Below are 11,197 nucleotides of genomic sequence, written 5' to 3'. Positions count from 1 at the left end.
AAAAAAAAGCCTATTCCCCAATGAGGAACAGGCTTTAATCAACAAAAATGTAATTTAGTACGAATTAGAACGGGATGTCGTCATCCATGTCTTCGAAGCCGCTGGGCTGGCGGGCCGCCGGTGTGGCGGCTGCTGCTGCCGTGCGGGCGGGCGCAGCAGCAGCGCGTGGCGCAGCGGCTACCGGGCGACCATAACCGCCGCCATCATCGCCACGACCGGGCTCGCCCATGCCCTGGCGGCTGCCGAGCATTTGCATCTGGTCGGCGCGAATCTCGGTGGTGTATTTCTCGATACCGTCCTTGTCGGTCCATTTGCGGGTGCGCAAGCTGCCTTCGACATAAATCTGGGCACCCTTGCGCAGGTATTGCTCGACAATTTCTGCCAAGCGGCCGTTGAAGACAATGCGGTGCCATTCGGTGGCTTCGCGCATTTCATTGGTCTGCTTGTCTTTCCACTTGTCGGTGGTAGCAATGGTGACATTGGCCACGCGGTCGCCGCTGGGGAAGGTGCGCACCTCGGGGTCGCGTCCAAGGTTGCCGACAAGAATTACTTTATTGACTGAGGCCATGCTGATTCCTTTGAGTGTTGCAGTGCATTGACCATGCACTTGGCGGATCGCCCGCAGCGGCTCAGTTTAGCCGTCTTTTGCCAGATTTCAATGGCCGCGCGCCAGCGGTGCCTGCATTGGCCAAGCCACCACCAGCCACACCAGCATCAAGCCGGCGCAGACCGCAAAAAGGCTGCTGGCGCCGCCGTGCTTCATGAGCCAGCCGCCGCCCATGCCACCAGCAAAAAAACCCAAGGATTGCAAGGTGTTATAGACCCCGATGGCGGCGCCGCGGCTGGTCGGCTGCGCCACGCGCGACACGATGCTGGGCTGGCTGGCTTCGAGCACATTGAAACCATAAAAAAACACAAACAGCAGCCCGCCCAACAGCGCAATGCTTGGCGCCGCGCCCACCTGCGCCCAGAGCCCGGCCTGCACCAACGCGGTCAAGCCGATCGATGTCAAGAACACGGCGCGCAAATAGCCGCGTTTTTCCAGCTGGAACAGGCTGCCGCCCATCACCACAAACGAACCCAACACCGCGGGCAAATACACCTGCCAATGCTGGTCGCGCGCCAGGCCGGCCTGCACCAGCATGGCCGGTAGCGCCAGCCACATGGCCAGTTGCACCGCGTGCAGCACGAACACACCAAAATTCAACCTGAGCAGTGGTGCCGACTTGAGCACATCAGCGAGACGGCCACGCGGCTGATCCTTGTGCTGCAAGGGCTCGGCAGGCACCCACCAGAGCACCGCTGCCACGCCCAGCAGCGCCAGCACGCCGGTCAGGACAAAAATTCCTACCAGCCCGATCCAGCCCGCCAGGATGGGCGCCGCCACCAAAGACAGGGCGAACATCAAGCCAATGCTGGCGCCCACCAGCGCCATCGATTTGGTGCGCACCACATCGCGCGTCTGGTCTGCCAGCAAGGCCGTGACCGCCGCCGACACCGCGCCCGCGCCCTGCACCGCGCGGCCAATGGCCAGCCAGGTCAACGAAGGCGCCCAGGCCGCCAGCAAACTGCCTGCGGCGAACACCAGCAAGCCGAACACGATCACGGGTTTGCGCCCGACCCGGTCAGAAGCCAGCCCGTACAAAAATTGCAGCATGGCCTGCGTGAGGCCGTAAATGCCCATGGTCAGCCCGACCATGGCGGCATCGTCGCCACCGGGATAACGCGCCGCCTCGATGGCAAACACCGGCAAAATCAGAAACAGGCCCAGCATGCGCAGGGCAAAGATGGAGGCCAGCGAAAAGCTGGCGCGCAGCTCCAGCGCCGTCATGGCGGTGGCGGGCTTGGCGCTGGCAGACGCCAGTGGGGCATTCACATCTGACAAGGGCTTCTCCGAAATCAAAAAAATGCAAGCCAAAGGCTGCAAGCCCCTGATTGTCTCCGATCCCTGAAACTTTGCCGGTCAGGCGCTGCCGCGGGTCAATCACCGGGTGGACCATGCCAACCATCGCACATTGACTATCATGGCAGGTTTACTTTTGCGTTTGGCCGACATTTTGAGCACAACTATCTTGAACCACGCCGTGAATCCCATCGACACCGGCATTGCCGTTTCAGCCCCTGCTGCCGGCCCCTATTTGGGCGCTGTCATGCACCAGCACATCAGCGTGCGCGGCGCACGCACCCACAACCTGAAAAACATTGACCTCGACATTCCTCGCAACCAGTTGGTGGTGATCACCGGTTTGAGCGGCTCCGGCAAGTCAAGCCTGGCCTTTGACACACTCTATGCCGAGGGCCAGCGGCGCTATGTGGAAAGCCTGTCCACCTATGCGCGCCAGTTCTTGCAGCTCATGGACAAGCCCGACGTTGACATGATCGAAGGCCTGTCACCGGCCATCTCGATCGAGCAAAAAGCCACCAGCCACAACCCGCGCTCCACCGTGGGCACGGTCACCGAGATTCATGATTACCTGCGCCTGCTGTTTGCCCGCGCGGGCACACCCTACTGCCCCGAGCATGGCTTGCCCCTGCAGTCGCAAACCGTGAGCCAGATGGTGGACGCCGTGCTGAGCCTGCCCGCAGACACCCGGCTGATGATCCTGGCGCCCATTGCGCGCGAAAAAAAAGGTGAGTTCCTCGACCTCTTTGCCGACATGCAACACCAGGGCTATGTGCGCTTTCGGGTCAACGGCCAGACCTTTGAATTCGATCAGCTGCCATTGCTCAAGAAAACCGAAAAACACGACATCGATGTGGTCATTGACCGCATCAAGGTGCGCCATGCACAGCCAGACCCGAGCGCCGACCGCAGCGACCATGACAACCTGAAACAGCGCCTGGCCGAGAGCTTCGAGGCCGCCTTGCGGGTTGCCAACGGGCGCGCCATTGCGCTGGAAATGGACAATCAACAAAGCGGCGAGCACAAGCCGGCCGAGCACCTTTTCAACGCCAAGTTTGCCTGCCCGGTGTGCAGTTATTCGATTGCCGAACTGGAGCCGCGTCTGTTCTCGTTCAACTCACCCGTGGGTGCCTGCCCGAGTTGCGACGGCTTGGGGCTACAGGAGTTTTTTGACCCGGCGCGGGTGGTGGCATTCCCCACCCTGAGCCTGGCCAGTGGTGCCATCAAGGGCTGGGACCGGCGCAACGCCTACTACTTTGCCATGCTGGAGAGTCTGGCCGCGCACTACAAATTTGACATCGAGCAGCCGTTTGAATCCTTGCCCACAGACGTGCAACAGGCGGTTCTGCACGGCTCGGGCGATGAAGAAATCAAGTTCAGTTACGTCATGGACTCAAGGCTGTCGAGCGGCAAGAAGCTGACAAAAAAACACCCATTTGAAGGCATCATCCCCAACATGCAGCGGCGCTACCGCGAGACTGACTCCGCCGTGGTGCGCGAGGACCTGGCGCGCTTGCGCAGCGTGCAGCCCTGCCCCGACTGCGCGGGCAGCCGCCTCAAACGTGAAGCACGCCATGTGAAGATTGGCGAAGGTGCGCAGGCGCGGGCGATTTTCGAGCTCAGCCACTACACCCTGGCCGAATGTTTTGCCTACTTCAATGCCCTCAAAATGCACGGCGCCAAGGGCGACATTGCCGCCAAGGTGGTGCGCGAAATCAGCCTGCGCCTGAAGTTTTTGAACGACGTCGGCCTGACCTACCTGAGCCTGGACCGCAGCGCCGAAACGCTGAGCGGTGGCGAGGCGCAGCGCATTCGCCTGGCCAGCCAGATCGGCTCCGGCCTGACCGGTGTCATGTATGTGCTCGACGAGCCCAGCATTGGCCTGCACCAGCGCGACAACGACCGCCTGATCGACACCCTGAAACACCTGCGCGACATCGGCAACAGCGTGCTGGTGGTTGAGCACGACGAAGACATGATGCGCGCCGCCGACCAGATCATCGACATGGGCCCCGGTGCGGGGCTGCACGGCGGGCGCGTGATGGCGCAGGGTACGTTCGACGAAGTCAAGGCCACGCCCGACTCGCTGACTGGCCAATACCTCAGCGGCGCGCGCAGCATTGCCGTGCCCAGGCAGCGCACCGCCTGGCTGCCCACGCTGGCTCCGGTGCCGTTCAACAAGGGCAAAACCAGCCGCTTTGCACCCAGTGCGGCCGCGCTCAAACGGGCCGAGCGCGAAGCCCAGCACAATGCCACACAGGGCGAGTTGCAGGCCATCAAGGTGATCGGCGCCAGCGGCCATAACCTCAAACAGGTCGATGTGGCTTTTCCGGTGGGCCTGTTCACCTGCGTCACCGGCGTGTCGGGCTCGGGCAAATCGACCCTGGTCAACGACACGCTGTACAAGGCGGTGGCGCGCACCATTTACCGCGCCCACGACGAAGCAGCAGAGCACTCGGCCATCGAAGGCATCGAGTACTTCGACAAGGTCATCAACGTCGATCAGTCGCCCATTGGCCGCACGCCGCGCAGCAACCCGGCCACCTACACCGGCCTGTTCACGCCAATCCGCGAGCTCATGGCCGAGGTGCCCACCGCACGTGAACGCGGTTACGGCCCAGGGCGCTTCAGCTTCAACGTGGCCGGTGGCCGCTGCGAGGCCTGCGAGGGCGACGGCATGGTCAAAGTTGAGATGCACTTTTTGCCCGACGTGTATGTGCCCTGCGACGTCTGCGCTGGCAAACGCTACAACCGCGAAACGCTGGAGGTGCTGTACAAGGGCAAAAACATTGCACAAATCCTTGACCTCACGGTCGATGCTGCGCATGAATTCTTCAAGGCAGTGCCCACCATCGAGCGCAAGCTGCACACCTTGCTTGATGTGGGCTTAAGCTACATCCGCCTCGGGCAAGCCGCCACCACGCTGTCGGGCGGCGAGGCGCAGCGCGTCAAACTGGCGCTGGAACTGAGCAAGCGCGACACCGGGCGCACACTCTACATTCTGGACGAACCCACCACCGGCTTGCACTTTGCCGACATCGATCTATTGCTGAAAGTCTTGCACCAGTTGCGCGATGCAGGCAACACCATTGTGGTGATCGAACACAACCTGGATGTCATCAAAACGGCAGACTGGCTGATCGACATGGGCCCCGAGGGCGGCAGCGGTGGCGGCACCGTGGTGGGCGTTGGCACACCCGAGCAACTGGCCGCCAACCCCGCCAGCCACACCGGGCGTTACCTGGCCAGGCTGCTTTGACGGCGTTGCGGGTTCACACCAGCATCGCTTCGAGACGGAAAACACCGGCAGCGGCTCGAATCTCTTTCATGCGCCCGTGACCTGGAAGCGTCTTGGTTTCTACCGTCACAAGTCCGGCTTGTGCCAACTGGTCCACATCACGTTTGACGGCGCTACGGTCGCGATGCAGACGACCTGCGATGACCGTGATCGAACCCGGCTCGCTTTTGACGCTGCGGAACACATCAAGTCTGCTGGCCGTGAGCAGACGCAGAAGATCGGCAGGATCTTCAAAGCTAAGCGTGCGTTCCTCGGGCAGCGGCTGGCCAGCGTCTGCCAATCGTGCCAATCGTCGCCCTCTGCGAAAGAAGTCTTGTTCATTGCCCGCTTGCAAGGTGACATTTTTCATGAGGTGCTCCTGAGTGCCGTCCAATCGCCTTGGAATTGGTCTTCAATGTCGTCAAAATTCGTGAATTCAACCGCAGTGATAACACCAAAATAATGCCGGTGGTGAAAACCATGCTGGTTGTCGTAACCCACAACCCGTCCGTTATCGCCGCTGTGCAGTGCCGGATTGATGTAGGCAAGGTTGTAACGCGCCACGTGGCCTTGCCCATCTATCCAGATTTCACGTCGTAGCTGGCCATTTCCGCGCTTCTTCGTGATGTGGTGCACATCGTCAACAATTTTTCGATCAGCCATGACATATATTAGCATGGCTGGGTTTCTGACATGTCTTGATTTGCCATCGGCTCACAGTCGGACTCCCTCGAACAGCCTGGAGTCCTTCATGGAAAACTCATCTAAGCACGAAATGGCCGCCAGGTTGTCCATACTGGGGTTGCCCGTGGGCGACAGCATCCTGTGCAAACTCTTGCTTGGCTTGGCGGTCAGTGTTGCGAGTTGCTCGAAACCGATGGTGGCGTTAACCAAGTCACGCAAAATCAGGCGGGCTGTTTCTGGCTCACCATTGAGAAATAGTGTCGCTGCCTCATCAAGCAGCGCCTGCGCAAATGACGCATCACTCTGCACACGCTGGATGACGGTTTCTTTAAAATTTCTGGTCAATGCCATTCTGTTACCCCTTGTGCTTGCTGATCGATTTGGAGGTCATAGCCTTTTTGCGAGCCTTGTACTCAGCCAGCAACTCCTTCGCTTTATCAATGTCCCGTTGCTGTCCGCGTTTGGTACCACCGCCAAACAGCACGATTAGCGTGTCGCCATCTTTGGCAAGATAGATACGGTAGCCTGTCGATTCAAGCTGACGCCTTGCGCGGCAACCATGAGTGGCAAGTTGCGGTGGACCAGCGGCGGGATGCGCACACGGACCTCTCCGCTGTCGTTCTTCTCGGCCACCACCTTCTGGATACCCTTGAACGTGAAAACCGGCGATCAAGCTACGCTGCGCGGCAGGCTTCATGCGCTTGGATTTCCGTCGTCTGGAAGCACAACCCCCCGATTGAAAAGCGCCAAGTGTCGGCGCACACCCTGAAAGACAGTGTGCGCCAATTCGATGGGGAAGTCTGCTGGCAAGCGCTGCTCAATTGTGGTCAGCGCCGCGTCCAGGCGGTGCGTCATGCTCTGCATGGCGTACCAGGCCCCGTCCACCGCGCTGCGCTTGGCCAGCAGCTCCCAGTGGCGATACTGGATTTCGGACAGTTTGTAATGTGCCGTCTTGCCACGCACGGCCATGGCCAACTTTGTCTGCTTGTACTGTAAAGAGTACGGCCCCGTGCCAATTAAGGGCCAAGCCGACAGCACATCGTACAAGGGGGTCATACGATAGCGACCGCCGGGGAGCACGAATAGCGAAAAGTTCTTGGCATGCCCGTCGATGGCCGCCAAAAACCAGAACAACAGTTGGGCGCATAAAAAATTGCGCCCGTCTTCATGAAACGCCTCACCCCCTTTGAGCACCTGCAAGCAGGCCTCGATACCGGGGCCGCCTTTTTGCTCGTACTTCTGATCGCTTGCAACACCTTTTGCCTGGCAAAAGTCTTCCTGAGGCAATCGGACAATCCAGTCTTGCGGGTGCCAGCTTCGGTCAAAGCGTTTGACCACCAGCACCCGCCGTGCGCCAAAGTCTTGCATCTGGCACTCAGCTGCGGGCAAACCAAGCTCTCGCACAATCTGGTTGCAAAGCCATTCGTTCTCGACGGACAGCCGAAGGTCCAGGTTGCGTCCGGGGGTGATCCCGATGGGCGGCTTGAGGATGTGGGTGGTGGGCGTGGCGCCCAGGGGTCGGCACCATTGGCCGTTGACTTGAAGCAGCGCAGTTTTTTCTTGTGCGCCGGTGATGGACAACCGAAAGCCTTCATCTTCATCCTGCGCCCCGGCTCCGGTTTGGGAACCCAAGGCAGCCAGATGCTTTTCAATTTCTTCCGGCGTGAGGGCCTGGTACTTTAGCTGATCAAAGCCGTCGGGGGTCACACCGGGCGGCAGCAACTGCACCGCACCCACGCAGTCGCGGCCCACCGCTTGCAGCAGCGCAAACGCATCGGTGCCCTTGGTATGAAAGCGGGAGCTGATTTGCTTGCGAATGCCATCGCTATCAGGCAACAGGTTGTCAAAATAGTTGCGCACCACGTCGCCTTCCACCTGGTTGTCCGCCGTGAAGGGCAGAGACAGGGACAGCGGACGGCTTCGCGCAGAGGCCCGCCAGGATGGGGCGTAGTCCAACCGGTGGTGGCCGGTGCGCCCCACATGCCAGGTGCCCACCAGTTCACCGTTCATCCAAACGACAAGCGCGCCCATTACCACTCACCTTGGTGGCTGGTGCCGGAGATGTCAGGTTGCGGTGAGATGTTGCGGGCTGCGGCAGGCGTATCGCGCAAGACCAAATCAACACCTAAAACCTTCAGGATTTCCAGCAGCTGCCCGGCACTGACCGCTGCAGGGTTGCGCTCAATCGCCGCGATGCGAGACTGCGACAACCCGAGTATCAGAGCAAGGTCCGCCTGGCCCAGGCGGCGCGCTTTGCGCAGGGAGCGTAGCTGGGGCGCGAGTTGGTCCGGGATTGAGATGAGATAGTCCATAACCAAATACCACCTTTGAGAAATATTGTCATCATATTACTTAAAGATAATAATATCAATAAATTACTTTAAGACGATATGGCTGCTCGTCCACCATTCCAACAGGGGCTAGACTGTCACTACCTGCAACACGACAAGACAGGAGACAGCCCATGCACACCCAGTTCGATGACCTGCATTCCACCGGCGCGCGCCGCAACAAGGTGGTCAGCTCGGCCGAGGCCGTGCGCCTGATTCACGATGGCGACACGGTGGCCACTGGCGGCTTTGTCGGCATTGGTTTTGCCGAAGAAATTGCCGTGGCGCTGGAGGCGCGCTTTCTCCAGACCCGTGAGGAAACCGGCCAGGGCGCACCGCGCAACCTGGCCCTGGTGTATGCCGCCGGCCAGGGCGACGGCCAGACCCGCGGCCTGAACCACTTTGGCCATGACGGTCTCGTGCGCCGCGTCATCGGCGGCCATTGGGGGCTGGTGCCCACGCTGCAGCAGCTGGCCATCGACAACAAAATCGAGGCCTACAACCTGCCCCAGGGCGTGATCACCCACCTGTTTCGCGACATTGCCGCGGGCAAGCCGGGCACGCTGACGCATGTCGGGCTCGACACCTTTGTTGACCCGGTGCACGGCGGCGGCAAGCTCAACGCGGCAACCACCACCGACATCGTGCAGCGCATGGCCATCGACGGCCGGGACTACCTTTTTTACAAGGCGTTTCCGATTCATGTGGGCATCATCCGCGCCACCACCGCCGACCCCGACGGCAACCTGAGCATGGAGCGCGAAGCCCTCACCCTTGAGGCGCTGGCCATAGCCATGGCGGCGCGCAACAGCGGCGGCATCGTGATTGCGCAGGTGGAACGCCTGGCCGAGCGCAACACCTTGCACCCGCGCAGCGTCAAGGTACCCGGCGTGCTGGTCGATGCGGTGGTGGTGGCCACCGACCCCGCGCACCACATGCAAACCTTCTCGGAAGCCTACAACCCCGCCTACTCCGGCGAGATTCGCGTGCCGGTGGACTTGATTGAACCCATGGCGCTGACCGAGCGCAAGGTGATTGCGCGGCGCGCGGCGCTGGTGCTCAAGGCCAACAACGTGGTGAACCTGGGCATTGGCATGCCCGAGGGCGTGGCCACCGTGGCCGCCGAAGAAAAAGTGTTCGACCTGCTCACGCTGACCGCCGAGCCCGGCGTGATTGGCGGCATTCCGGCGGGCGGCCTGAGTTTTGGCGCGGCCATCAACGCGCAAGCCATCATCGACCAACCCAGCCAGTTCGACTTTTATGACGGCGGTGGCCTCGACGTGGCGGTGCTCGGGCTGGCCCAAGCCGATGCCGAGGGCAACCTCAACGTGAGCAAATTCGGCCCCAAGCTGGCCGGCGCGGGCGGCTTTATCAACATCAGCCAAAACGCCAAAACCGTGGTGTTTGTTGGTACCTTTACCGCTGGCGACCTGCAAGAGCACATTGCCGACAGGCGCCTGCACATCGACAGCGAAGGCAGTTGCCGCAAATTCGTCAAGCAGGTGGAGCACCGCACCTTCAGCGCCCGGGAATCGCGTCGGCGCGGTCAGCAGGTGCTGTACATCACCGAGCGCTGCGTGTTCCGCCTGACGGGTACCGAACAGGCGCCCGCACTGGAACTGATTGAACTGGCGCCCGGGGTGGATTTGCAGCGCGACGTGCTCGATCAGATGGACTTTGTTCCGTTGATCAGCCCGCAGCTCAGCATCATGGATGCCGCCCTGTTTACCGATGCGCCCATGGGCCTGCGCGCCCGGCTGCTGGCCACCCCGCTGGCGCAGCGGCTGGAACTCGACCGCGCGCACAAGCTGCTGTTCATCAACTTTGAAGGCCTGTCGGTGGACAGCCCGGACGATGTCACGGCGATCGAGGACCAGGTCACGGCGCTGCTGGCACCGCTGGGCCACCGCGTGGACGTGGTGGTCAATTACGACAGCTTCACCGTTTTGCCGCCCCTGCTTGATGCCTACACCACCATGGTGCAGCGGCTCAAACGCCGCTTTTACAGCCGCGTGACGCGCTACGGCACCGGCGGCTTCCTGAAAGCCAGGGGAGTGGCCGCCAGCGTGGCACCGGGTGAGTCGCTGGATTTAAGCCAAATCTGAGCGCGCGGCCTCCAACATGGCGCGGGTTTTCAAGGCTTCCTGGCGTGCGGCGTGGACAAAGTCGGCACCGCTGGAGGCATACAAAATGGCGCGCGAAGAATTGACGATGATCGGCCCGCCCGTGCGCCACCCGGCCCTGACCGTGGCCAGCGCATCGCCACCCTGCGCGCCCACCCCCGGAATCAACAGCGGCAGCGCGGGCGCCAGCGCGCGCACGCGTTCGATTTCGGCCGGATACGTCGCGCCCACCACCAGTCCCAACTGGCCGTTCAGGTTCCACGGCCCCTGCGCCAGTTGCGCGATGTGCTCATAAAGCAGCGGTTCGCCAGCCACCGTGGCGAGCCGCTGATTCTGAAAATCATCGCCCCCCGGGTTCGAGGTGCGGCACAGCAAAAAAGCGCCTTTGCCGTGGTATTTCAGATACGGTTGAATGGTGTCAAAGCCCATGAACGGCGACAGCGTGACCGCATCGGCGCCGTAGCGCTCAAACGCTTCCTTGGCATATTGCTCGGCAGTGCTGCCAATGTCGCCACGCTTGGCATCCAGAATGACCGGCACCCCCGGCGCGGCGCGGCGCATGTGCGCCATCAAACGCTCCAGTTGCGCCTCGGCCCGGTTGGCAGCAAAGTAGGCAATTTGCGGCTTGAAGGCGCTCACCAGGTCAGCCGTGGCATCGACGATGGCAGCACAAAAGTCAAAAATCTTGCTGGCATCGCCCCGCATGGCTGCCGGAAAGCGGGCCGGTTCGGGGTCCAGCCCGACACACAACATGGAACCGTTTTGGCGCTCGGCACTGCGCAACATATCTAGAAATTTCATGGCGCGATTGTATGAACTGATGCAGCACACGGACCTTGAACAGAGACTTCGTCATCGCGAGCGTAGCGCGGCGATCCAT

The 11,197-nt window shown here is 61.2% G+C and carries 11 protein-coding genes; 2 read left to right on the top strand and 9 right to left on the bottom strand.

Annotated features, from left to right (window positions below; translation table 11 throughout):
* Window positions 1-64 precede the first annotated feature (64 nt).
* On the bottom strand, window positions 65-568 hold the full coding sequence (gene ssb, locus IBX54_RS08675) for a single-stranded DNA-binding protein (RefSeq protein WP_296542268.1): 504 nt from the start codon (window positions 566-568) through the stop codon (window positions 65-67).
* 87 nt (window positions 569-655) lie between these two features.
* Entirely contained in the window at window positions 656-1,831 is a 1,176-nt protein-coding gene (locus IBX54_RS08670; protein WP_296542271.1) for an MFS transporter, read from the bottom strand.
* 319 nt (window positions 1,832-2,150) lie between these two features.
* On the opposite strand from IBX54_RS08670, the gene uvrA reads away from it, so the two are divergent.
* On the top strand, window positions 2,151-5,162 hold the full coding sequence (uvrA, locus tag IBX54_RS08665; RefSeq protein ID WP_296542270.1) for an excinuclease ABC subunit UvrA: 3,012 nt from the start codon (window positions 2,151-2,153) through the stop codon (window positions 5,160-5,162).
* A gap of 13 nt (window positions 5,163-5,175) precedes the next feature.
* Here the strand turns inward: uvrA and IBX54_RS08660 are convergent, their stop codons facing one another.
* The 6 genes from IBX54_RS08660 to IBX54_RS08635 form a co-directional block, all read right to left on the bottom strand.
* Window positions 5,176-5,550: a MarR family transcriptional regulator gene (locus tag IBX54_RS08660; RefSeq protein ID WP_296542267.1), complete on the bottom strand. Its 375-nt coding sequence runs from the start codon at window positions 5,548-5,550 to the stop codon at window positions 5,176-5,178.
* Window positions 5,547-5,843, bottom strand: a complete 297-nt coding sequence (locus IBX54_RS08655) for a DUF6516 family protein (RefSeq protein WP_296542266.1) — start codon at window positions 5,841-5,843, stop codon at window positions 5,547-5,549. Before IBX54_RS08655 ends, IBX54_RS08660 begins: the two co-directional genes overlap by 4 nt.
* A 51-nt stretch (window positions 5,844-5,894) precedes the next feature.
* On the bottom strand, window positions 5,895-6,215 hold the full coding sequence (locus tag IBX54_RS08650) for a transcriptional regulator (RefSeq protein WP_296542265.1): 321 nt from the start codon (window positions 6,213-6,215) through the stop codon (window positions 5,895-5,897).
* Window positions 6,216-6,350: 135 nt separating this feature from the next.
* Window positions 6,351-6,464, bottom strand: coding sequence for a hypothetical protein (locus IBX54_RS08645; protein WP_296542269.1), 114 nt, complete (start codon window positions 6,462-6,464; stop codon window positions 6,351-6,353).
* 93 nt (window positions 6,465-6,557) lie between these two features.
* Window positions 6,558-7,895: a type II toxin-antitoxin system HipA family toxin gene (locus IBX54_RS08640; protein ID WP_296542264.1), complete on the bottom strand. Its 1,338-nt coding sequence runs from the start codon at window positions 7,893-7,895 to the stop codon at window positions 6,558-6,560.
* Entirely contained in the window at window positions 7,895-8,176 is a 282-nt protein-coding gene (locus IBX54_RS08635; RefSeq protein ID WP_296542263.1) for a helix-turn-helix transcriptional regulator, read from the bottom strand. Before IBX54_RS08635 ends, IBX54_RS08640 begins: the two co-directional genes overlap by 1 nt.
* Before the next feature lie 152 nt (window positions 8,177-8,328).
* On the opposite strand from IBX54_RS08635, the gene IBX54_RS08630 reads away from it, so the two are divergent.
* Entirely contained in the window at window positions 8,329-10,299 is a 1,971-nt protein-coding gene (locus tag IBX54_RS08630; protein WP_296542262.1) for an acyl CoA:acetate/3-ketoacid CoA transferase, read from the top strand.
* Here the strand turns inward: IBX54_RS08630 and pyrF are convergent.
* Window positions 10,285-11,118, bottom strand: coding sequence for an orotidine-5'-phosphate decarboxylase (pyrF, locus tag IBX54_RS08625; protein ID WP_296542261.1), 834 nt, complete (start codon window positions 11,116-11,118; stop codon window positions 10,285-10,287). The genes IBX54_RS08630 and pyrF overlap by 15 nt on opposite strands.
* Window positions 11,119-11,197: the final 79 nt, after the last annotated feature.

The sequence above is a fragment of the Rhodoferax sp. genome, assembly GCF_014859475.1.
Taxonomy (GTDB): Bacteria; Pseudomonadota; Gammaproteobacteria; order Burkholderiales; family Burkholderiaceae_C; genus Rhodoferax.
This window is presented reverse-complemented; position numbering and strand designations above follow the sequence as displayed.

Excerpts from the sequence above, each read along its gene's own strand:
- ssb (WP_296542268.1), bottom strand. The coding sequence starts at position 568 with ATGGCCTCAGTCAATAAAGTAATTCTTGTCGGCAACCTTGGACGCGAC.
- IBX54_RS08670 (WP_296542271.1), bottom strand. The coding sequence starts at position 1,831 with ATGACGGCGCTGGAGCTGCGCGCCAGCTTTTCGCTGGCCTCCATCTTT.
- uvrA (WP_296542270.1), top strand. The coding sequence starts at position 2,151 with ATGCACCAGCACATCAGCGTGCGCGGCGCACGCACCCACAACCTGAAA.
- IBX54_RS08660 (WP_296542267.1), bottom strand. The coding sequence starts at position 5,550 with ATGAAAAATGTCACCTTGCAAGCGGGCAATGAACAAGACTTCTTTCGC.
- IBX54_RS08655 (WP_296542266.1), bottom strand. The coding sequence starts at position 5,843 with ATGGCTGATCGAAAAATTGTTGACGATGTGCACCACATCACGAAGAAG.
- IBX54_RS08650 (WP_296542265.1), bottom strand. The coding sequence starts at position 6,215 with ATGGCATTGACCAGAAATTTTAAAGAAACCGTCATCCAGCGTGTGCAG.
- IBX54_RS08640 (WP_296542264.1), bottom strand. The coding sequence starts at position 7,895 with ATGGGCGCGCTTGTCGTTTGGATGAACGGTGAACTGGTGGGCACCTGG.
- IBX54_RS08635 (WP_296542263.1), bottom strand. The coding sequence starts at position 8,176 with ATGGACTATCTCATCTCAATCCCGGACCAACTCGCGCCCCAGCTACGC.
- IBX54_RS08630 (WP_296542262.1), top strand. The coding sequence starts at position 8,329 with ATGCACACCCAGTTCGATGACCTGCATTCCACCGGCGCGCGCCGCAAC.
- pyrF (WP_296542261.1), bottom strand. The coding sequence starts at position 11,118 with ATGAAATTTCTAGATATGTTGCGCAGTGCCGAGCGCCAAAACGGTTCC.